This is a genomic window from Ponticaulis profundi, from assembly GCF_042659465.1.
Classification (GTDB): Bacteria; Pseudomonadota; Alphaproteobacteria; order Caulobacterales; family Hyphomonadaceae; genus Ponticaulis; species Ponticaulis profundi.
In genome coordinates this window covers 335680-358682 of the sequence record NZ_JBHSSW010000012.1, presented here as the reverse complement: position 1 = coordinate 358682, position 23003 = coordinate 335680, and the positions used below count along the sequence as shown (strand labels likewise).

The window sequence follows — 23003 nt, the reverse complement described above, 5'->3', positions numbered from 1 at the left end:
ACATGCTCCTGACACCATGCTGTCAGGAGCCCTTCGATATCAAGTCATCATCATCGTTTGAGAAGGAGAGAGATGATGACAACGCTTTATGGCTGGGGCCCGATGTTTGGCTGTCCGTCGGCAAGTCCGTATGTGATGAAAAGTGAAATTCAGCTGCAAATGCTGGGCATTGATTTCGATCGGGCCATCGCAGACCTGGAAAGCGTCTCAAAGCACAAAGCCCCTTATGTCCATGATGAGGGCAAAGTGATTGAGGACAGCAACTTCATTCGGGCCTATTTCGAGGAAAAGCTGGGCAAACGTCTGACGGCGGGACTCTCAGAACGTGAAGAAGCTGCGAGCTGGTCCTTCGAGCGCATGGCCGAAGGTCATCTCGCCGCGCTCATCATGATGGAGCGCTGGCTGAAGGAGGCCAATTTCAACAAAGGGCCGCGGCTTTTCTTTGAAGATGCACCGCCGCATATGCGCGATGAGATCTGCAAAACCGTTCGTCAGGAACTGGAGCAGACTCAGATTGGTGCCGGGTTTGGCCGTCATTCCCACGAAGAGAGGCTGCAACTGGCCAATTGGGATATCGAAGCTATCGCCTTGCAGCTTGGTGCGCGCGATTTCCTGTTCGGTGACTGGCCGACAGCGGCAGATGCGAGCGTCGCTTCGATGCTGATTTCCGCTGCCACCCCCTATTTCGATACCCCGCTTGCCCAGATGGTGCGCCGGCATGACAATCTCGAGGCCTATATGGAACGCATGACCGAGACTTTTCTTGCCGAAGACAAATGGCCAGAAATGGAAATGGCCCTGTAGGCGGGCTCAGGCGGATGCCGGGAAGACAGGCCAGCGCTCAACGATCTGGCCGTCTTCATAAACGGCAATATCGCCAAACTGGAGATAGACAGCCTCGCTCTGATGCGGACGGAAGAAGACAAAGTCATCCATCGCCATTTCCAGTTCCGGACCGCCATTCAGCATTTCCTGATTGGATGAGCGTCCAAATGTCTTGTTATATTCCAGCCCGGGCGGGTCGACCGGATCTGCGAGCCAATGGCCGCCATAAATGAAGACGGTTTTGCTGTAATTGGGATTCAGCGCTTTCTGGACACCGTCAGCAAACTCAAGGCCCGGCATTCGCGTCTTGTCCATCGCCTTGATCACAGGTGTGGCGATGAAGCCCGCCGGTAGATGTGGCTCCAGAAGCTCGGTGTCGAAATGGGTGGGTTTGACGAGACAAGACCCGGCCGAAACTTCATTGGCAAGATCGGTATCCTGATAATAGCGATAGGTCGGGCTGCCCGCCGCATTGCGCGTAGCGTTGCGCACATGGTCTTCACCGAACACATCGACCGCCTGCGCCTGACAGGCCCGATACAGTTTCCAGGCATTGGCCTTGGCACGGTCGCGCCAGCCAAGTGCGCTCGGCAAGGACGGCAGATGCGGCTCATAGCCCATAAAGCCTGCGAACCGAAGCGAAGGTGCGTTCTCAATGGTCTCGAGCGTGCCCTGCAGCTCAGCTCCCGGTTCAAAGCCTCCACGGTGTAACCCGACATCAAGTTCCAGATTGATGGCAAAAACCCGGTTCTCAGCACGAGCCAGCGCCTCATAGTCGGCCAGCCGCGATGGGCTATCGATCAGCCACTGAATGTTGTCTGCGGCATCGGAGCGATCTGGCGAAAGCCCGGCGAAATAATTGCGCGCAGCCTGAATGGGCAGAGGTTTCCCCAGCAACTGGCTGGCTTCGGGCATCGCCTCGCTCAGAGCATTGAGCATGGGCTGGTTGAAGGTCATCAGCCGATTTGTACCCGTCCGCTCGCGAATATGGGCAATCAGATCCAGCGAAGGCAGCGACTTGGCGACGATGCGATATCCCATGCCCTCCGGCAGATGGGACATTAATGTATCAATATTCTGGTTCAGCCGGGCCCGATCGATCACCAGTGTCGGCGTCGCGATATTGGCCTCTGCCAACGCCGTCTGCATCTTCAGAAAGTAAGGGTCTCTTGGCCCGCTCTTGTCTTCCGGTCTGCTCATTACGGCTGCCACTCCTGCTGCACCAAGCCCTCCGATCAGGAGCACTCGTCTCGAAAGCCTAGCCATTGAATGTCTCCCCGAAAATATGTGCCAGATGGGGGTTCAGAAACTTACCCGTCGGATCGAGCGTCTTGCGAATGTCGAGGAAGTCAGCGAAACGCGGATAAAGGGACAGGAAGTCTGCCTTGCCCAGCGAATGCAGCTTGCCCCAATGCGGATGACCGCCAACCGCGCGATAGATGGGCTCAAACTCCGAGAAGAAGTAATCATAGCGCTCATCCACGCCCGCATGAATGGCGATGGAGGATTTCGGCCCGTCAGAGAACGGACTGAGCCAGGCCGTGTCGGCAGCGACATTGCGAAACTCCATCGGGAAGAAAGCTTCCGATGTCTGATCAAGCTTGCGAATGACCTGCCGGACGGTCGCCAGCGCGGCTTCGCGGGGAATGTGATATTCCATTTCGACAAAGCGGACCGGCCGCGTGGTCGACAAGAGCGCCCAAGATTCATCGGTGAAGTTCTCGACCTCCCCTGTCGGGATCGCCGTTTGCGCGATCTTCTTCCGAAGCCAGGGAAACCAGCCAAAACTGTCACGCAGCGCCTTCATGGCATCCAGCGTGTCATCGTCCTGACTTTCCCCGCGGCCTTCAATCTCCCCCTCGAACAGGTCGTGCGTGAGCCAGGCAACCATGCCCGTTCCCGTGAGATAAAAGAATTCGAAATTGCGGTGCGTCTCGCCCAGCTCTTCCATCCGTTCCAGGAAGGGCTCGACTTTTTCAACATGCATGCGCCGGTGCAGGTTAAAGGCTGGCACCGTATTGATCGTATATTCCGTGATGATGCCGAGCGCACCGAGCGACACGCGCCCCGCAGCGAACAGGTCTGGGTGACTGGACGCGCTGACATCCAGAATGTCGCCGGAGGGTGTGATGAGACGAAACGCCGTGACCGCATCATGCAAGGCAGACAATTGGTTGCCCGTGCCATGCGTTGCGGTGGCAAAGCTGCCGGCCATGGTCTGCACGTCAATATCAGGCAGATTGGCAAAGGCGCGCTCATGCAGATCCAGCTGGCTCGCGGCCTGAAACAGGCGCGTACCGGCACCAAAGACAGCCTGCCCGGTTTCCGGATCGAAGCGCTTCAGACCTTCCATTGCGCTGATGTCCACCATAATGCCCTCGCTTGTCGCGAGGCCGGTGAAGGAGTGACCACTTCCAACGGGACGAATGGGTGCCTGCGCGCGACGCACCACATCCGCCAATTCGTCTTCGGTTTCCGGGAACAGCATGTCGACAGGCGTTGAACGCTCAATGCCGGACCAGTTCATCCAGCTGGTTTCACCATCCGGTGCAATCGGCGGCGCCGGGTCGAAACCGTTACGGGTGAAGTCTTTCGTCTGCCAGTAGATATGACCGCCGACAGGCATAGCAGCCAGCGCGGCCAGGCCTGCGCCCGCTTTCAGAAAGGTTCGCCGGGACGCCATCTCAGCGGCGCGCCCTGACAAGCAGATCTGAAACAGAAATGACGTCGAACATATATCCCCCCGAACAATTATAGTTTTTACTATTATTATTGATTTTGTCGAACGAGGCAAGTCGCAAGATCTTCGCCTTAAACTGACGAGTTGTAACATCCATCAGTCTGGCTTATGTTGCATTGCAACAATCTGAGTTCGGAGCAGGCCTCATGCTTTACACTATGGTCGAAATGCAGCGCGCGGCAGCCGCCCCAATGCGCATGCTGGCACGCGCCAATCGCATGTTCTTCGAGCATGATCTGAACGCACTGAGCCGGACTGAATTCGGCAAGTCCATGGCGGCCAGCGCTGCGCTGTTCGAGTCCATGACACGGGTGTATGGCAAGCCTGTCTGGGGACTTGAGAGCACCGAAATTGCAGGCGAAGAGATTGCTGTAACGCCGGAAATCGCCTGGTCTGATACCTGGTGCGACCTCATCCATTTCCGCCGCGACCCGGCGCGCCTTTCCGAACTCCTTGGCGAAGACTATCACCAGCCGCGCCTGCTGATCGTGGCGCCGCTTTCCGGCCATTACGCAACACTGCTGCGCGGAACCGTCGAAGCGTTCCTACCGCATTTCGAGGTCTTTATCACCGATTGGACGGATGCCCGCATGGTGCCGCTGATCCAGGGTCGTTTCGATCTGGATGACTATATCACCTATATCCGGACCATGATCAGTGAAGTCGGACCGGGCGCTAACGTCCTGGCAGTCTGCCAGCCCGGCCCACCAACGCTGGCGGCCATCTCCATGATGGCGGAAGACAAGGATCCGAACTGCCCGTCAGCCATGATCTTCATGGGCTCGCCGATTGACTGTCGCAAATCACCGACCGTGCCGAACCAGCTGGCCGAAGAACGCCCGTTCAAATGGTTCGAAGACAATATGATCTACACCGTGCCCTTCCCGTATCCGGGGGCGCTGCGCCGTGTTTATCCGGGCTTTGTTCAGCTCTCCAGCTTCATGAACATGAACTGGGAGCGCCATGTCGACGCGCATTACAGCTTCTTCGAACATCTGGTTGGAGATGACGGCGACAGCGCGCAGAAGCACCGTGAATTCTATGACGAGTATCTGAGCGTTCTGGACCTGTCAGCGGAGTTCTATCTGGACACCATCAAGCGCGTGTTTCAGGAGCACCATTTGCCGCTTGGCAAATTCTATCATCATGGCCGTCTGGTGAAGCCATCCGAAGTGCGTACGACGGCCCTGATGACAGTCGAGGGCGAGAATGACGACATTTCCGGCATTGGCCAGACACAGGCCGCACACGAGCTATGCTCCAGCCTGCCGGAAAGCATGCGCACCGATTACATCCAGCCCGGCGTCGGCCATTACGGCGTCTTCAATGGCTCGCGCTTCTGCAATGAAATTGTGCCGCGCGTGGTCGAGTTCATTCACCGCTTCCACGACAAAACGGTTGAGCGGAACTGGCAGCAGGCCTTCGAAATCGCCGCTGAATAAGCACAAAAAAACACCCGCAGATCAGCTCTGCGGGTGTTTTGTTTCTCGTCGAAATCGCTGAACCTATTCCGTTTCAGCCGGGTCATTCACAGCCGAGAAACCAAGGCTTTGCTTGGTGATCGCGGTTGGGTCTGACATCAGCATTGGCAGTGTCACAGGCTCTTCCGGATTCATTGTGATCGTCAGGGTACCGGACTGCGTGAGGAAGGATGACAGCGCGGTCGACAGTTCCGTCGAAATGGCTGGATCGATCCCGAAGCCCTGAGCGATGGCTGGCAGAGCCGAAACCATGCCGACGACCTGCGCACGAAGTTGCGCCGGATCAGCGCCCTGCTGTGCCGCAACCAGCGTGAAGGCATTGTCGACAACGCCCTGATCTTCCAGAGACAGAGACAGATTGTAGAAGTCGAGGACAGAATAGGCTTCCATCATCATGCTCGTTGGATCCTGAGAACCTTCCGAGAAGGCTTCTGCATCCATATTCTGCATGACTTCACCCAGCTTCTGAACGCCGCCAACCTTGCTGGTGGTGCTCAGACGGAATGCGTTCTCGACCTCGATATAGTTTTTCGTGGAGTCCGCGATGTCCGTTTCCGGATCATAGGTGCTTTCCGCTTCGCCAGTGATCTTCACCTCTTCATAGCCGAAGGCCGCAAGCATTGGCGCAACCTGCTGACCATAGAGACCGCCTTCTGCATCAGCAGAGAATGTCGCCGTAAATTTCGGCATGGTCATTTTGGTTGGCACGCCATCGCTGTTGCGATCGACCTTGTAGTTCATGCTTGGCAGCAGGAAAGAAACACCCGCCAGATCGAAGCTGAGGTCTTCCAGAGCAAAGTCATCAAAGCCCGGATCAATCGGATTGCCATAGGCGATCTGCGTGACGCCAGAAACAATGCCCTCTTCGGTGTCTTCCTCAAGCGCCTTCAGGAAGTCCATTTTCGCGCCATCAACCTTGATCGAACCAAGCTTGAAAGAGCCTTCGGCGTCGGAATCGGTATCAATGAAAGACAGGTTCATGTCTTCCAGAGACATTTCACCAGCCTTCAGCTGTTCGTAATCCTTCACAGAGATTTTGCCGATGCCGAAACGGTTCTCTTCATCGTCAACCGCACTGAGGTTTGACAGAGAGAAGCCTTCGAAGCTGACCGCTTCAGTTGCCGGCATATCCGTCACTTCGCCCGCGCCGAGAATGCCTGCGATCCAGGCGGCAAGCTCAGGCGATGGCTCTTCAAGCGTCAGGTCAGACGCCGTCAGGTCACCTGTCGCGTCTTCATCTGTCTGAACAGCCGTCAGGCCTTTCATCTTCATGGTCGAGAAGAGCGCGATACCTGCATCGTCAACTTCGAGGCCGCTAAAGCTCAGCGTCTCGATATTGAGATCGGCGCCTTCCATATCGACGTCAACGGAGTCATCCGTTTCCATGTCCATATCGTCTTCGACAGGCTCAAGTTCGCTGGTCCGGATGGTCACGTCCTTGAAGGTTGCGTCGCTGCCGGAGACATCTTTCTCCGCAAAATCGACTCGGCCCATGCCGGATTCTTTCAGCGAAAGCAGCTCAAGTGCGGCCTCTGCTTCTTTCGCGTTCCCACCACTGCCGCCGCAAGATGCCAGCAGAATAGCTGCCGTGCCGCTCAAGAGTAACTTTTTCATACCTGTCCTCATTTCTATGAACCCCTACAGGGTTGTCCCTTCTTCCCCGTGCAGGATGTTGTAACATGACTTCCATGAAGCACCATCGATTCGCAGTCCAAAGTCCAAATGGAACCCGATTTGACGTGGTCTTCAGAGAAAACACCCGGGCAAAACGCCTGATACTCCGTTTAGATCCCAAATCAGGCAAAGCTGTGGTCACCGCGCCATCTTACCGGGATTTCAACGCTGCGAAGAAATTCGTGGCTTCCCGAACAGATTGGCTGGAAGCACAGGCGGTGCGCCTACCGACGCGCCAATCGGTCGAACCGGGCGGATCCATTCTGTTTCGTGGCGAGCGCCACCTTCTCACCCGCTCAGCGGACAAGGGCCGGACAAAACTGATCGAAGGGTCACCGAACGAAATCGACAGTCCGGGCGCCCTGATCACCTTCGAAGACCGCATTCTGTCCTTCTGCAAGAAGTCTGCACGTAAGGATCTGGAGGTCGCTGTTGATCGGTATGCTGCGATCCTGCGCGCATCACCTCAGAAGATCACGCTTCGGGATACGGTATCGCGCTGGGGCTCATGCAGCGCGCGCGGCAATCTCTCATTCTCGTGGCGGCTCATTCTCGCACCGCCTTATGTGCTGGACTATGTCGCCGCCCATGAGGTCGCCCATCTGATCGAAATGAACCACTCCTCGGCGTTCTGGAAACTGGTCGACGACGCATACGGGCCGCACAAGGCGGCCCGGCAATGGTTGAAATCGAATGGAAGGCAGCTTCACTCTTTGGGAAGCGGTGGATTGCTTGGCGGCTGACCAGAGGTCGGCGGCGGCGTTTCCACTTTCGGGTTCAGCTCGGGACCAAAACTGATGATCGTCATGCCTGGCTCCCCCTTCGGCGCCCGTTTCGGCCCGAGGAAGAAGACATTCCCATCCTGAGCGACTTCGGCAACCAGCTCTGCGTCAGGGCGCTCTGCCTTGAAGCGTTCCATGTTGTAAACGTCGGTCAGTTCCGTCTTGTGGAAGACCCATTTGCGATAATGGTCACGGATCAGCGTGTCATAGCCACGCCCGGACCGCATGAGTGTGCGTCCGCGTGTGGAGTCCGGCACGCCGAGCGCGTCGCCTTCCTTATCCGATGTGGACAGCTGATAGGTCTTGTCGCGGCCCAGCTCCGGCCCGAAGTGACGGCAGACCAGCGCGTTGTAATAGTCGTTTGCGCTGACTGCGACACAGGTTGAGAACAGCGCATGGTCCAGGCGCAGCTCTGCGGCTTCGGAGAGCACTTCCCCTGTGAATGCCTGAACGCCTGCCTCACGCGCAGGACGCAGACGGCGAATGTCTGTGTCTGCCATGATGACGCTGACACCAACATCCTTGAGCACTTTGGCAAGGCCGACGCTCCACGGATTAGCACCGACGAGCAACACACCAGCGGGTCCGGACCGCGCGAGCTTCAGGCGACGCGACAGCGGACCAATGGTGAAACCATGCGCAACAACGGTGACAAACACCATTGCGAAAGCAAGCGCGGTGATGCGTTCAGCGCCCGCCAGAAGCGGCTCACCATTTTCGGCAAGTGTTGTCAGACGCTGAGCAAAGAACCCGGTAATGGCAACGGCGACCACACCGCGCGGCGCAATCCAGCCGACTAGCGCAGCCTCCCGCCAGTTCAGCTCGCCGAATGTCGAGACGAAAACCGTCAGAGGGCGCACGACGAAGAGCATGACAATGAGGAAAGCAAGCGTCTGCCAGGTAAAGGCACTCATGATCACTTCCGGCGTCAGGCCAGCGGTGAGAATGATGAACACGCCTGAGATCAGGATAACAGCAATGTTCTCCTTGAAGCGGCGCATATCACGCAGGCTTGCGAAGCGGGAATTGCCCAGCGTCATACCGTAAGCTGTCACGGCAACGAGGCCAATCTCGTGCTCAATGGCTTCGGCCAGCCCGTAACAGGCCAGCACGCTGACGAGAATAATCGGCGCTTTCAGGAATTCAGGGATCAGCGCGTTGCGGAAGGCACGCGATAAAAGATGCCCGGCCAGAACGCCCAGCAGAACACCCACCATGGCTGCGAACACAATCCATGCGACAATCGCAAGCGGGCTGCCTTCGGAAACGAAAACGCGCAGCACTTCGAAAGCTGCGACAGCAAAGAGGGCCCCGACAGGGTCGTTGACGATGCCTTCCCATTTCAGGGCTTTGCCGACGCGTCCACCCAGCTTTGACTGGCGAAGAAGCGGCATGATGACGGTTGGGCCGGTCACGACGAGCACGCCCGCCAGAAGGATTGCCGTGCCTGCACCAAGGCCGGCAATGTAATAACCGGCCAGACTGCCCAGAACCCAGGCAATCGGACCGCCAAAGAAGACGAGCCTGCGAACCGTCGAGCCGGTATCACGCAGATCGGAAAACTTGAGCGCCAGACCGCCTTCAAACAGGATGATGGCAACGGCCAGACTGACAATCGGGCGGGTCAGGTCTCCGAAACTGGATTCCGGATCGACAACAGCCTGCCCCAGCAGAACCGTTGCAGCAGGGCCGACCATGAGGCCCGCCAAACTCATCAGCACGATGGCCGGCAATTGCATACGCCAGGCGAGCCATTGGGCTCCCATGCCGAGAACCCCGATCAGAGCGACCGTTTCGACAGGCGACAGGAGTGCAGCAGTTTCTGCAGCAGTGGACATATATTCAGGCTCCGTTTGGGCGCGAAATGTAGTGAACTGAAAGACGGATGAACCCGTTTACGCTTGATCCTGACTTTCTTCAGACTCTGAGAAATCAAAACCGATGGAACGCGCATCTGTTCCACGATCATAGTGATCTATCGCTTCTGTGAACTGTGCGCGGACGTGATGAAACAACAACTCGTAGAACTCTGTCGGATCATGATCTGCAAGTGGCAATTGAAAGGTATAACTTGGCCCCTCGTCAATGTGCAGCGTGAACTTCTCTCCCAGTTTGTGACACCGCATGGTCAGTCGAATCCAGTCTGTACCGTGAGTTACCCTAACGGCAAGACCGAAAAAGACCGGGCCAAGTGGTCGAAAACCTCTGGAAGGTATTGAGAAGGCGCGTTCAAGATCTGTCATGGGCTTGAACTGACCGACCGGTGGGACGAGGTGCACGCACACGCCGTCCTTGGTTCCGAGATAGGCACAGAAGCCCTCTTTCAGATCAACGGCCAGCTTGCGAATGCGATCATAGTTTTCGGCGGCTCGTGCCTGATAGGCATCAACGGTTTCTACCAATTCGTCGAAACGAGACATGTTCGCGCTCCCTTATGCAGTCCTGATCGAGTGTGGACTGGTTCACAGGATTGCGTCGAGCCCAATATGATTATTGAGACAAATCTGATCTATAAAACTGTGATTTCAAGGCGTAATCGGACCTTCAAAGCCCGGAACCGCGATCTTTCGGGCGGCCGAAGCGAGATCAGGAAATCAGGCGGCTCGAATCTGACGCGATGAAATCATCTGGCGGGCGATGAGCATGAAGACGGCTGCAGCCAGTATGCCAGCAAGGCTGGCGAGAATATCCGGCAGAGAAGCCGTGCGTGTTGGGCTGAGCAGAAGTTGCGCGACTTCCAGACCAACAGCGGAACCGGCAGAAAGGGCCAGAGCAGAATAGAGACGCTTCGGCCCGAGCCCTGCTGTCAGCCACAGCGCAAGGCCTGCAAATGCCAGAAAATGCTCAATTTTATCCTGGTGACCAAAGACACGCGGAATAGGTGGCACCGCATTGAGCGCGCCCCAGAGAATGAGCCCCGCCAGACCAATGGCTGGCAAAAGGAACAGATTGCGTCGCATTGTCTGGCCCATGACCACTTCCTTCAGTTCAACGTTAAACAACGTCAGACTGACTGAGCCTGAACCGCCTTTCCAGTTCGTTAATCGCCCACAAAAGCAAGATGGGTTTCTCCATAGAGGAGAAACCCGTCAGAAACACTCATCCAATGAGAGAGGTTATACGTCGACTTCGGCTTCGAGTGCGTTCGCCTGAATGAACTCACGACGTGGCTCAACGACGTCGCCCATCAGCTTGGCAAACATGTCATCTGCCTCGTCACCATGCTCGACCTTCACGCGCAGCAGGGTGCGCGCATTGGCATCCAGCGTGGTTTCCCAGAGCTGATCCGGGTTCATCTCGCCTAGACCCTTATAGCGTTGAATAGACAGGCCTTTACCGCCAGATTCAAGCACAGCGTCGACCAGAGAGACCGGGCCGAACACATCGACTTCACCGCCCTTTTCCTGACGAAGCACAGCGCGTTCCTTATAGGTCGCACGCACGCTTGCAGCGCGTTCGGCAAGACGACGTGCATCCGGAGAGCGCAGCATGGTTGTATCGAGTGCCATCACGTCTTCAACGTCGCGCACAATTCGGCGCATGACGAGATCGCCGTTCTCGAATTTGCCTTCCCAGGTATCCTCGCCCTCTTCTGCCATACGGTTCAGACGAACCGCTGTCAGCTGCGCCGCATCATCACTGGCGCCGTCATCCAGCGCACCGGCAAGCGCTGCCTGCTCGACGAGTTCACCGCGGGCTTTCAGCGCCATACGACGTACCGTATTACGAAACTGAACAGCCTGCATGACGGTGTCATAAAGGTCATTACCACCGATCTGCTCGCCATCCTGAAGGATCAGCGTTTCGCCACTGGTGCCTTCTTCAATGAGATAGGCTTCCTGCTCGGCATCATCTTTCAGATACCGCTCTGAACGACCGCGGGACACTTTGTAGAGCGGCGGCTGAGCAATGTAGAGAAAGCCTTTTTCGATCAGTTCCGGCATTTGCCGGTAGAAGAAGGTCAGCAGAAGCGTTCGGATGTGCGCACCATCGACGTCGGCGTCGGTCATGATGATGATCTTGTGATAGCGCAGCTTCTCGATCTGGAAACCTTCGTTTGGATTGGTTTCAGAGCGACGGCCAATGCCGGCACCGAGCGCCGTGATCAGGGTACCGACCTGATCGGATGAGAGCATCTTGTCGAAACGGGCACGTTCAACGTTCAGGATCTTACCACGCAGCGGCAGAATGGCCTGGTTTTCACGGTTCCGTCCCTGCTTTGCAGATCCACCAGCAGAGTCACCCTCCACGATGAACAGCTCTGATTTTGCAGGATCTTTTTCCTGACAGTCTGCAAGCTTGCCAGGCAGAGAGGTGATATCAAGCGCTGTCTTGCGACGTGTCAGTTCGCGTGCCTTGCGCGCCGCCTCTCGGGCAGCAGCAGCTTCGACAATCTTCTGCATGACGATTTTCGCAGGCTGAGGGTTTTCCTCAAACCATTGCGACAATTGCTCGGTCATCAGGCTTTCAACAACCGGGCGCACCTCAGAGGAAACGAGCTTGTCTTTTGTCTGAGACGAAAATTTCGGGTCAGGTACCTTAACGGAGAGCACGCAGGTCAGACCTTCGCGCGCGTCATCCCCGCTAATGCTCACTTTTTCCTTTTTCGCCACACCTGTCTCATCCGCGTATTTGTTGATGACGCGGGTCAGAGCAGCTCGGAAACCCGCCAGGTGGGTGCCGCCGTCTCGCTGTGGAATGTTGTTCGTGAAGCACAGAACATTCTCGTGATAGCTGTCATTCCATTCCAGAGAGGCATCAACCGTGATGCCGTCTTTTTCCGCACGTGCACGGATCGGTGCTGAGATCAAAGGGCTTTTCTGACGGTCGAGGTGGCTGACAAAAGCTTCAACGCCGCCTTCATATTCCAGCGTGGACTCGTAAGGCTCTGCCTCACGCTCATCCCGGAAGATGATTTTCACGCCGGAGTTCAGGAAGGCAAGCTCACGCAGACGATGTTCCAGCGTCTTGCGGTCATAGTCGACAATTGAGAAGGTCGATGGCGATGCCAGGAAGCGAACCGCCGTGCCTGTGTAGGGCTTTCCAGCCTCCGTCATCGGAGACGGGCCACGTGTTTCGAGCGGTGCCTCAACACGCCCGCCTTCCACGAAGCGCACCCAGTGTTCATTGCCTTCGCGGTGAATGGTGAGTTCCAGCCAGTCGGAAAGCGCGTTAACAACCGAAACGCCCACGCCGTGCAGACCACCGGAAACCTTGTAGGAATTGCTATCGAACTTACCGCCTGCATGGAGCTGGGTCATGATGACTTCAGCGGCTGACACGCCCTCTGTCGGGTGCAGGCCGACCGGAATACCACGACCATTATCGGTGATCTCGGCAGAGCCATCCGGGAAAAGCGTGACCGTCACACGGTCGGCATAGCCGCCAAGCGCCTCGTCAATCGCATTATCCACGACCTCATAGATCATGTGGTGCAGACCCGACCCATCATCGGTGTCACCAATATACATGCCTGGCCGTTTGCGCACGGCTTCCAGGCCTTTGAGGACCTTAATCGAGCCAGCGCCGTATTCAGGATTTGGTGTCGTGTCGTCAGCCATGCTTGCGATCATTTCTTCTTATGAATCAGTCTTTGCTCAGTATAAGGGCAAACGGTTAAAAAGGGAAATTTTCCGCCTGAGTTTTTTGACAGTTATTCCGCTCTTTTCGCTCTGATTTTCCTGCACTTTTCTTCGCGTTTCGGGCGACTGCACTTCTCGCGCTTTTTGTGCTCAGATTGTGTGCATTCGGAGGTTTGTTTTACCGCGTGAACAGACCTGCTCAGATCTCTGAAACCTGGCCTTCTGCGACTTCGAAAAACTGCGCGCGATCTGCAAAATCCTCGAACAGACTGCGCTCGGTTCCTGTCAGCCAGGCCTGACCCTTCAGGGCAGACAATTCATCAAACAGAGCCGCGCGCCGGTCCGGATCGAGATGGGCAACTGCTTCATCCAGCAGGACGAGCGGATTGCGCAGATTGACATCCGCTTCCAGGGCACGTGCATTTGAGAGGATCAGACCAATCAGCAGCGCCTTTTGCTGTCCGGTTGAGCAGAGCCCCGCCTCCACACCGGTTGGCCGGTGGATGACAAGCAGATCGCTTCTATGCGGGCCAAAAAGCGTACGCCCTGCACCTGCATCGCGTCGGCGTCCATCCCGATAGGACTGGGTCATCAGCTCCAGAATGGCTGAGTATTCCCGGCCTTGCGCCCAGGCTTCCTCGACCGCCCCGTTCAACGAAAGATCCGCTTTCGGAAACGCCCCATCCGGGCGGGTATCAACCGCTTGCTGCAGGCGCTCCAGGGTGACCGCGCGATGGCGCGCGATCGCTGCGCCATGTTCTGCGAGACGTGCTTCCAGTCCATCCAGCCAGACCGGGTCAATACGCCCCTGCTCCAGCAGCGCATTGCGCTCGCGCATGGCGCGCTCATAAGCGGCTGTGTGCCGGGCATGTTCGGGAAAGTGTGCCAGCGTCTGACGATCCAGAAATTTTCGCCTCTCCGTCGCGCCGCCCGCAAACACACGGTCCATGGCAGGGGTCAGCCAGATAATGCGCACCAGATCGCTCAGCGCACCAGCCGTCGACGGCTCGCCGTCCAGCTGAATGACGCGCTTTCCACGGCCCCCGCTTTCCAGGCTGGTATCGATACGGATGGCCCGGTCGAGATCACCATCAAACAGGCGCGCACCAAGCCCCCAGCTCGTCGCCGAACTGCCCTGATGATTGCGGGCAATATCGCCAAGCCCGGCAGAGCGCAGACCACGCCCCGGGGAAAGTTGCGAAACAGCTTCTATGAGATTGGTTTTGCCCGCCCCATTCGCACCGAACAGGCAGACATGCCGCCCATCCAGGTCCATAGCGAGTTCCGGATAGTTGCGAAACTGACTGAGCGCGAGGCGTCGAAGAAAGATACGACCATGACTGGTCATGTCTTCGATCAAACGCGGAGCGGCATCAGAACATAGCGGGATGCCGGATCAGCCGGATCTTTGACCAATGCAGGCGATGCCGGGTCATTGAATTCGAAGATCACTTCCTCGCCATCAATCTGCTGAGAGACATCGAGCAGATAACGCGCGTTGAAACCGATTTCCAATGGCTCTGCATCATACTGGCCTTCAACCTCTTCAAGACCATGACCGGTCTCTGCATGGTTGACGGTCAGCACCAGCTTGTCGTCATCAATCGTCATCTTCACAGAGCGTGACCGCTCGGCAGAGACGGTTGCAACCCGGTCGACCGCTTTCTCGAGCGCCGAGTTGTTGACCTTCAGGAACTTGTCGTTTCCGACTGGAATGACACGGATATAATCCGGGAAGGATCCGTCGATCAGCTTCGTCGTCAGAACCGCACGTCCCGCCGTAAACATGATCTTGGACTCAGATGCCGTGACACCGATTTCACCGTTGAAGCCGTCAATCAGGCGGCGAATTTCAGCAACAGCCTTGCGCGGAATGATGATGCCCGTCAGACCTTCAGAACCTTCCGGCGCATCAATCTCGGAGAGCGCCAGACGGTGACCATCGGTTGCGACGGCGCGCAGCTTCTTGCCGTCATCACTGTCTGCAATATGGAGGTAGACACCGTTCAGGTAATAGCGGGTCTCTTCCGTCGAAATGGCGAAACGCGTCTTGTCGATCAGACGTTTCAGATCCAGCGCATCAACGCCAAAATTCACGCTCCCCTGATCGCGCACCATGGTCTGGAAGTCAGACGCCGGAAGCGTTGGCAGCGCAAACCGCGAGCGGCCCGCCTGAATGGAAAGACGTTGATTCTCAGGTTTGAATTCCAGCTCGACTTCTGCCGTGTCCGGCAACTTGCGGATGACGTCAAACAGCGTCTGAGCGGGCGCGGTGACTGCGCCTTCCTGATCCACGCTGGCGTCAGCGGCATCAACGGCCTCGATGTCGAGGTCGGTTGCCGTCAGCATCAGACTGCCCGGTCCGGCAGAGAGCAGCACATTCGACAGAATAGGGATCGTGTTACGACGTTCTACGACGCTTTGCACATGGCTGAGCGCGCCCAACAGGTCGGATCGATCAATCGTCAGTTTCATGTCTCTCTCCCGGCGAAAAGGGTCGCCGTCGTTTCACGAATCAATTCAGCCCGCTTCGATTCGAAACGGGCTGAAACTTATCCATATTTCCGAACAACAGAAAACCCAAAAGGCACGTCTTTACGGGGGTATCTGGCAAGAATTGGTGAAAAGCGGTCAAAACACGCACAAAACTGACCGCTTATCCGAACTTTCCCTGTCAATCAGTTCCCGCCGCCGGCCTGGATGTCCTCAATTGCGCGCTCAACACGCTCAATATCGTCACGCAGGGTCTGGTCCTGAGATTGCAGGTCTTCAAGCTTGCGCACCGCATACAGAACCGTTGTGTGATCGCGATTGCCAAAGAAGCGGCCAATCTGTGGAAGCGAACGCGTGGTCAGCTTGCGGCACAGATACATGGCGATCTGACGTGGATACGCAATCGCACGGCTGCGGCGTGCAGATTCCAGATCCGTCTTCGTCACTTCGAACACAGCCATGGTCGCACGCTTGACCTGATCAATCGTTGGCGGCTTCTGATCACCCAACTGACGACGCACAGCTGCGCTGACATCATCCAGCGTCACCGGCTGACCGACAAAGGTTGTCGCGGTGAAGACGTTGCAAACCGCACCATAGAGCTGACGGCCCGGGCCACGAACGCGAGAGACGATCAGATCAACGGCTGCATCGTCGAGCACGAACTCAGGATGCTCTTCGCTGATCGCTTCCGCCTTGATGCGAACGATGCGTCGACGCATTTCCTCGTCTGGCTCACCCACTTCGATGGACACACCGCCCTGCAGCTCTTCACGCACACGCGCATTCAGAGAACTGAGCTGAGACGGGCTCTCATCGGCTGTGATCACAACCTGACCACCACGTGCGGCCACCGCACGGATATTGCTGAAGAATTCCTTCTGCGTGCCGCCCATGCCGGCAATCGCCTGAAGGTCGTCGATCAGCAGAACATCCGCGCTCCGCAGACGGGCTTTCAGATCACTTGTGTCGCGGCGCTTCACGCCTTCGACAAACGCGACCATGAATTCCTCGGCGCTCATATACAGCGCACTGCGCTTGTCGCCGCGGGCCTGCATCTCAGCCTGAATGGCATGCAAAAGGTGCGTCTTTCCGACACCGTGACGGCCAAAGAAATAAACCGTCTGAGCCGGCGCTGCATTGGACTCGGCAATCTTGCGACCAACCGTTACCGCAACGCGGTTTGAATCCGACACAATCAGACTGTCGAATGTATGCTCGCCACCTGCAGAGCGAATGCTGGTTTCCAGCTCCGCCTCAGTACCATCATCCTCGCAAACAGCTTCGGCCACATGGTTTGCCTGCTCAGCCTTATTGAGCTCAGCCAGCTCACGCACCTCTTCCGGAAGATCCGCCCAGCAAGATACCGCTACGCGTCGCCCACGCGTGTCCATTGAAGACCAGATACCATTGATGCGACGCAGGTAATCCTGACGCACGCGATCGCGCTGAAGGGAGTTGGCAGCGGCCACCTGGATGACGCCGTCAACCTCTGCGACGAACTCCAGTTCGCCCAGCCATTTACCGAATACGGATGCGGAAATTTCGGCTCGAAGCTCGTCGAGCACGGATTGCCAAATACCAATCGCCGTCATGGACGAAACATCGGCTTCAGCCTTAGTTTGAGCGGGCGTGTTATGTTTTGTCATAGCCCCGAATGCACCCCTGATTTGAGTTCGTTTATAATTCTAGATACCAGCACACACGTCCCTCGTTCGCCCCTTACGGGTCGCTGGAAAAAAGCTCCTTATTCGGACAGAACCGGTGATAGGCTCAGGATAATTAACCGCCGTTTTTCGTCAACTGAACTTAGTTGCTAGTTTCGGTACCGATTCGAAAAATGAAACTTGACCCGGCGTAAGAGGCTGAATTCCTGTGCATTTTTTTTAACAGAAATTTAGCAATAATTTTAAGGCTGTATGTTCATGATATGTTCCGAAATAATTTGGTCAATTCCAGCCACCAAACCGACTGTGGAAAACACCTAAAAATATACAGAACTGTCACACGGGTGACATCAATGGAACCGGCCTGCTTTCTCTTTGGTCAGAGCAGATTCGGCCCGAAAAGCTGACCAATATTCAGAACAAAGGTCAACCAAATTTTATGGGAAAATTTAATCCCGTTACAACTTCTGCGATTCGTGCGCAGAGCGCAAAAATGCGCAGCCTAAGAACTGCGCACTTCAACGAGCAAGCTGTATGAATTGCCTGCAGCAAACCTTTAACGGACGCGCTCGCCTGAGCGCGCCGAAAGGTTATGCCATTGCGCCAACGCGCTTGGACAGACGAGACACTTTACGTGACGAGGTGTTCTTGTGCATCACACCTTTGCCCGCCGCACGCATCAGCTCAGGCTGAGCCGCCTTGAGTGCTTCCTGCGCAGCAGACTTGTCGCCAGACGCGATAGCTTCTTCAACTTTACGCACATACGTACGCACACGCGAACGACGCGCCTTGTTGACCTCGGTACGCCGTGCGATTTTTCGAACCATTTTTTTGGCTGACCGAGTATTGGCCATGCATCTTCTCCAGTGAAATATTCGGAAAGGCGGTCTTCTATGCTTAGATCCGCCTCAGGTCAATTGGTTTTCTCAGAAAACCCCGGATTCATTCGCGCTAATGTGGACTCAGCGGTTCTTGAAATGGGGATCTCTCTTCTCGATGAAGGCTTCCATACCCTCTTTTTGGTCTTCTGTCGAAAACATGGAATGGAAGAGACGACGCTCAAAGGTCACACCCTGGAGGAGCATGGTCTCATAAGCGGCATTCACGCTTTCCTTGGTCAGCATGACAATCGGGCGGGACTTCAGCGTGATCGCACGTGCCGCCTTCTTGGCTTCGTCCATCAGAGTATCCAGCGGCACCACGCGTGATACCAATCCTGAACGCTCTGCTTCCTCTGCTGTCATCATGCGCCCGGTCAGGCACATTTCCATGGCTTTGGATTTGCCAACGAAACGTGTCAGCCTTTGTGTGCCGCCCGCACCCGGCATGACGCCGAGATTGATCTCCGGCTGGCCGAATTTGGCATTCTCGGCGCAGATGATGAAATCGCACATCATGGCGAGTTCACATCCACCACCGAGCGCATACCCGGCAACGGCTGCAATCACGGGCTTGCGGCAGCGGGTGACCCGCTCCCAGTTGCGCGTGATGAAATTGTCCTGGTAGGCCGACATATAGTCGAGCTCTTGCATTTCCTTGATGTCTGCACCTGCGGCAAACGCCTTGGAAGAGCCCGTAATGATAATACAGCCAATATCATCGTCCGCCTCGAAAGCATCGAGCGCCTGTGTCAGCTCGGTCATGAGCTGATTGTTGAAAGCGTTGAGTGCATCCGGGCGATTCAGTGTGATCGTGCCGATCTGATCTTCGATATCAATCAGCAATGTTTCATAGGCCATGATATGTCCTTTTCACCGCTTGCGGCTCCCAACACTGCGCACACGCCAAAATCACATGCGAAAGGCACAGGGCCGATCCGCCCAAGCTGAAGGTGCGGAAAGACCATGAAGACACGGTAAGGTCAACAAGAAGCCCGGCTAATCCGGGCCGTTTGCGTAAACTTCGAGCTTGACTCCGTCAGGCGAACGAAACTCGATCATTTAACAAAGGATTCCGCGAAAGGTTTCAGCAGAAGCGCGGTTTGCGGCGTTTTTATGAACGCTCCGTGCCCGTCACGCCAACAGCCTAGCGCTGGCAGGATGAGCACAGGAATGTCGAGCGTCCCGACTGTACGATTCTTGCGACGGGTTTCCCGCAGGAAACGCAGGGCGCGCCCTCCCGGCCGTAAACCTTAAAACTGTGCTGAAAATAGCCAAGACCGCCCTCGGCATTGGCATAATCCTTCAGCGTTGAGCCGCCCGCCGCTATGGCTGCCGCCAACACGTCGCGTATTGCCACCACCAGCCGATCCGCACGCGCACGCCCGACATTCGCCGCCAGCCGTTTCGGAGATATCCCCGAATCGAAGAGTGCCTCACACACATAGATATTGCCCAGCCCCGCCACCACAGACTGATCAAGCAAGGCTGTCTTGATGGGTGACTTGCGTCCCTGAAGACGCTCATGCAGCACCGCTCCGGAAAAGGCGTTCGAGAGCGGCTCCGGCCCCAGACCCGGAAACATCTCATCATCGGGCGCAAACATCTGCATATAGCCGAAGCGGCGCGGATCATTGAACACGATTCGTGTTCCGGCCTCCGTTTCGAACTCGACATGATCATGCCTGGGGTCCGTCAGCCGGGCATGCGCAAACTCTCCGGGTGTTTTCGCATCTGACGCGGCCTCATGGATCGAGAATCGTCCGGACATGCCCAGATGCATGACAAGGCGTTCGCCCGTGTCTGTTTCCGCTACGAGGAATTTGGCGCGCCGGGTGAGCGACACAATGGTGCGCCCCGTAAGACGCTCAATCATCCGGTCCGGAAAGGGAAAGCGCAGATCGGCACGATTGAGCGCAATGCGGGTCAGACGCACGCCCTCCAGATGAGGCTGCAGACCGCGTCTTACCGTTTCGACTTCAGGTAATTCAGGCATTTCGGCAGATAAGCCCAAATGCCGTCAGATCAAAACTGGAAATAAACGAAAGGCGCTGATTTCAGCGGGAAGAGCGCAAGCGCGATGGCCGTCAGACACCCCAGACCTGCCCAGTAAAGCGAGGGTGAGCGGAATGCTGGCGCCTTAGGAAGCGATTTCAGCCGATCAACCTGGCTCATCAGACTATCGACCAGCAAAAGCCCTGGCACGAAAAAGGCAACAATTGAGATCTGCTGCATGCCGCCCTCGCGAAGCCCAAGGCTGGCCGCCCAGACCGACACCGTGTCTGAGAGGTTTTCCGCGCGGAACGGAACCCATGCCGCAAACACCACAATCAGCGTCATTACGATCCCGAAGGCACCGCCAAGAGCAGGCACGAGCAGACGGTTTTGCGCCCGCCCCATGATGATGCGGTGAAGCGAAAGCGCTGCGCCATGTATCGCGCCCCAGATCACGAAGTTCCAGGCTGCACCGTGCCACAGCCCACCCAGCACCATGGTGATCATCAGATTGCGATAGGTTTTGAGTGCGCCGAGACGATTCCCACCCAACGGAATATAGAGATAATCGCGCAGCCAGAAGGAAAGCGACATATGCCAGCGGCGCCAGAAGACCGTCATGGATGGCGAGGAGTACGGATCGTCAAAGTTTTTCGGAATGTAAAATCCAAACCAGCGCGCGACGCCGATCGCCATCAGGGAGTATCCGGCAAAGTCAAAATAGATCTGCGTGCCAAAGGCTAGCGTCGCAGCCACCAGCGAGCTGTTCGACCAGAGGCCGATCTCTGCAAACACCGGATCCACAAACGGCGCGATATTGTCTGCGAGTGCCGCCTTATAGATGAACCCGATGATAAAGGCCTTCGCCCCGGACGCAATCAGCGCTGATGTCAGCTTTTTCTGGCGCTCAATCTGCGGAAAGAAACTCGCAGCACGGACAATCGGCCCGGCAACCAGCTGCGGGAAGAAAGCGATATAGAGCGCAACGCGGTCCAGCCGTCTTTGCGCCGGCAAATCCTTGCGGAAGACATCGACCAGATAAGAGATCGCCTGGAAAATATAAAAGCTGATCCCAACCGGCAGAATAATGTTCAGAACCGGCCAACTGACCGTCCAGCCGGCCATGGTCAGCATGTCTTCGGCGCTTGCCTTGAAGAAATTGAAGTATTTGAACACGCCCAGCATGGAGAGCTGGAAACCAATCGCCAGCCAGAGCGCAATCAACTGGCCGCGCCGATCGCCCTCTCGCCTGCGGATCATCAGGGCAGCCAGCCAGCTGACACCAATGACAGCACCAATCAGCAACAGAAGCTTGGCATCCCACCAGCCATAGAAGACAGCGCTCGCCAGAAGAAGCCAGTGATTGCGCCAGTCGCCGCGCAATACCACCCAATAAACGAAGAGGACAATGCCCAGGAAGAGCGGGAAAATCGCTTCGGTGAAAATCATTTCAGAGCTCCCCACTGATCAATCTGGCCAGCGAGCCAGTCTGTGTAGACATCTGCGCCATCACGCAGCAAATGCTTGTCATCAAACCAGACCGGGCGCTCGAGCTGTGCGAGCAGGGTCCGGTCAACCGGCGCAATGCATGGAAACGCGGAGAGTTCTCCGGCACAGAGGTCTGCAACATATTCGCGCTCATCCGGAGAGATGACCGGCGGATAGTAATAAGCGACGCGGCGCACACCGGCCTGCATCAACCGATCACGTTGGTCCATGCGGAAAAGCCGCGCCCAGCTTGGTCCATTTGAAGGGGTCACTTCAGCGGGCACTTCCAGAGCCGCGCGGATTTCATCCACCGAGAGCGTAAAAGTATCCCGCGGCGTGTCCTGCGGGTCAAAAGCTGGCACGGCCTCAATATCCGGAATGGACTCACCTGTTGCGAGCAGGCCGATATTCGACCAGTTCATCACCGCATGAATGCCCAGAAAGGCCCAGGCTTTCACGCAACTCGCCATGCCATCGCACTGTCCTTGCGACAGGCCTTTTACCGACCAATAGGCTGCATTCGGCGTCACCTGTTTAATGGCGCGATCAGAAAACTTGGCAACATTGAAAACGTAGGCGGGATCACGGTCGAACTCATCTGCAACTTCCAGAAAGGCCACATCGGGAGCGCGCTGTGTGAGCCGCATGAAATCCCAGAGCGACTGATCACGCTCCTGCAGGGATGCGCCTTGCAGAGACAGGTTGATGACGCGGTGCGGATAACCTTTCGCGCGCAGTCGGCGCGTCAATTCCTCATCATCCAGTGCGTTGCGCGTAAAGCTCGCTCCCAGGAAAACAACCAGAGGCGCATCCGGATCTTCCCGCACCAGATCGGCGGCGTGGACAACGAAGGAATCATATTCGGTTGGGCGCGTGATTTTCTGGCTCTCCGCGCCGATGCGAATGGCAAACCCCGTAATCAGGAGCGCAGCAAAGAACCAGGCAAAGCCTGTCAGGCGATAGGATTTCAACGGCGCACGCAACACGCGCGCCAGTATCAGGGCAAGACACCCGGCCAGTAAGGCTAACCAATGCATGATGTCTCGCCCCTCCCCTCTTAACCCTCGAAATCGCGATCTGAGGGCAAAATGCCGCAAAAGAGCTGAAATCCGGTGAGAATGGCCGTACAAATTGACGTGACCGCGTTAAGAGCTGTGCAAGCCCGTCCAGCCGGGCCCGGCCTCATCCCGCGCCTGAGCGAATTTTACGAATTCTTGGCTTTGAAATGTCATTAGGGGCTTTAAAAATGCCTCAAGGTCCGGTATATGCCGCGCCTCAGTGTGCCGCTTTAGCTCAGCTGGTAGAGCATCGCATTCGTAATGCGGGGGTCAGGTGTTCAAGTCACCTAAGCGGCACCATTTTTCACCAAACTGCGCCATCAAAAGCCACTGTCGCGAG

At 56.5% G+C, this 23003-nt stretch carries 18 protein-coding genes and 1 tRNA gene; 4 read left to right on the top strand and 15 right to left on the bottom strand.

What is annotated here, in order from left to right; all coding sequences use genetic code 11:
- Positions 1-75 precede the first annotated feature (75 nt).
- The gene (locus ACFQDM_RS11030; RefSeq protein ID WP_377378988.1) at positions 76-804 is read left to right on the top strand and encodes a glutathione S-transferase family protein; all 729 of its coding nucleotides are present in this window, start codon (positions 76-78) and stop codon (positions 802-804) included.
- Positions 805-810: 6 nt separating this feature from the next.
- Here ACFQDM_RS11030 and ACFQDM_RS11025 read toward each other — a convergent pair whose 3' ends face one another.
- Positions 811-2025: an alanine racemase gene (locus ACFQDM_RS11025; RefSeq protein ID WP_377378986.1), complete on the bottom strand. Its 1215-nt coding sequence runs from the start codon at positions 2023-2025 to the stop codon at positions 811-813.
- Positions 2026-2083: 58 nt separating this feature from the next.
- On the bottom strand, positions 2084-3508 hold the full coding sequence (locus ACFQDM_RS11020; protein ID WP_377378984.1) for a D-arabinono-1,4-lactone oxidase: 1425 nt from the start codon (positions 3506-3508) through the stop codon (positions 2084-2086).
- A 203-nt stretch (positions 3509-3711) separates the two neighbouring features.
- On the opposite strand from ACFQDM_RS11020, the gene ACFQDM_RS11015 reads away from it, so the two are divergent.
- Complete coding sequence (locus ACFQDM_RS11015) at positions 3712-5007, top strand: polyhydroxyalkanoate depolymerase (protein WP_377378982.1); 1296 nt, start codon at positions 3712-3714, stop codon at positions 5005-5007.
- 63 nt (positions 5008-5070) lie between these two features.
- Here the strand turns inward: ACFQDM_RS11015 and ACFQDM_RS11010 are convergent, their stop codons facing one another.
- Positions 5071-6660, bottom strand: a complete 1590-nt coding sequence (locus ACFQDM_RS11010; RefSeq protein WP_377378980.1) for a hypothetical protein — start codon at positions 6658-6660, stop codon at positions 5071-5073.
- Positions 6661-6725: 65 nt separating this feature from the next.
- Between ACFQDM_RS11010 and ACFQDM_RS11005 the strand changes: the two genes are divergently transcribed.
- Positions 6726-7463 carry a M48 family metallopeptidase gene (locus ACFQDM_RS11005; RefSeq protein ID WP_377378978.1) on the top strand — a complete coding sequence of 246 codons (738 nt, stop codon included), beginning with the start codon at positions 6726-6728 and terminating at the stop codon, positions 7461-7463.
- Here ACFQDM_RS11005 and ACFQDM_RS11000 read toward each other — a convergent pair.
- The 12 genes from ACFQDM_RS11000 to ACFQDM_RS10945 form a co-directional block, all read right to left on the bottom strand.
- Positions 7427-9340, bottom strand: a complete 1914-nt coding sequence (locus ACFQDM_RS11000; protein WP_377378976.1) for a cation:proton antiporter — start codon at positions 9338-9340, stop codon at positions 7427-7429. The genes ACFQDM_RS11005 and ACFQDM_RS11000 overlap by 37 nt on opposite strands.
- Before the next feature lie 57 nt (positions 9341-9397).
- Complete coding sequence (locus ACFQDM_RS10995; protein ID WP_377378974.1) at positions 9398-9922, bottom strand: hypothetical protein; 525 nt, start codon at positions 9920-9922, stop codon at positions 9398-9400.
- A gap of 174 nt (positions 9923-10096) precedes the next feature.
- Positions 10097-10474 carry a hypothetical protein gene (locus ACFQDM_RS10990; protein WP_377378972.1) on the bottom strand — a complete coding sequence of 126 codons (378 nt, stop codon included), beginning with the start codon at positions 10472-10474 and terminating at the stop codon, positions 10097-10099.
- Between the two features lie 144 nt (positions 10475-10618).
- On the bottom strand, positions 10619-13063 hold the full coding sequence (gene gyrB, locus ACFQDM_RS10985) for a DNA topoisomerase (ATP-hydrolyzing) subunit B (RefSeq protein ID WP_377378970.1): 2445 nt from the start codon (positions 13061-13063) through the stop codon (positions 10619-10621).
- Positions 13064-13283: 220 nt separating this feature from the next.
- Positions 13284-14432, bottom strand: a complete 1149-nt coding sequence (gene recF / locus ACFQDM_RS10980; protein ID WP_377379132.1) for a DNA replication/repair protein RecF — start codon at positions 14430-14432, stop codon at positions 13284-13286.
- Between the two features lie 8 nt (positions 14433-14440).
- Positions 14441-15559: a DNA polymerase III subunit beta gene (gene dnaN / locus ACFQDM_RS10975; RefSeq protein WP_377378968.1), complete on the bottom strand. Its 1119-nt coding sequence runs from the start codon at positions 15557-15559 to the stop codon at positions 14441-14443.
- Positions 15560-15762: 203 nt separating this feature from the next.
- Positions 15763-17226 (bottom strand): chromosomal replication initiator protein DnaA, encoded by a 1464-nt coding sequence (gene dnaA, locus ACFQDM_RS10970; RefSeq protein ID WP_377378966.1) that lies wholly within the window; start codon positions 17224-17226, stop codon positions 15763-15765.
- A 608-nt stretch (positions 17227-17834) separates the two neighbouring features.
- Positions 17835-18098 carry a 30S ribosomal protein S20 gene (rpsT, locus tag ACFQDM_RS10965; RefSeq protein WP_377378964.1) on the bottom strand — a complete coding sequence of 88 codons (264 nt, stop codon included), beginning with the start codon at positions 18096-18098 and terminating at the stop codon, positions 17835-17837.
- A 108-nt stretch (positions 18099-18206) separates the two neighbouring features.
- Positions 18207-18983, bottom strand: a complete 777-nt coding sequence (locus ACFQDM_RS10960) for an enoyl-CoA hydratase (protein WP_377378962.1) — start codon at positions 18981-18983, stop codon at positions 18207-18209.
- A gap of 286 nt (positions 18984-19269) precedes the next feature.
- Positions 19270-20118 carry a bifunctional DNA-formamidopyrimidine glycosylase/DNA-(apurinic or apyrimidinic site) lyase gene (gene mutM / locus ACFQDM_RS10955; RefSeq protein WP_377378960.1) on the bottom strand — a complete coding sequence of 283 codons (849 nt, stop codon included), beginning with the start codon at positions 20116-20118 and terminating at the stop codon, positions 19270-19272.
- 29 nt (positions 20119-20147) lie between these two features.
- The gene (locus ACFQDM_RS10950; protein ID WP_377378958.1) at positions 20148-21566 is read right to left on the bottom strand and encodes an MBOAT family O-acyltransferase; all 1419 of its coding nucleotides are present in this window, start codon (positions 21564-21566) and stop codon (positions 20148-20150) included.
- Positions 21563-22642 carry a hypothetical protein gene (locus ACFQDM_RS10945; protein WP_377378956.1) on the bottom strand — a complete coding sequence of 360 codons (1080 nt, stop codon included), beginning with the start codon at positions 22640-22642 and terminating at the stop codon, positions 21563-21565. Before ACFQDM_RS10945 ends, ACFQDM_RS10950 begins: the two co-directional genes overlap by 4 nt.
- 245 nt (positions 22643-22887) lie before the next feature.
- On the opposite strand from ACFQDM_RS10945, the gene ACFQDM_RS10940 reads away from it, so the two are divergent.
- Positions 22888-22963: transfer RNA gene (locus tag ACFQDM_RS10940), tRNA-Thr, on the top strand.
- Positions 22964-23003 lie beyond the last annotated feature (40 nt).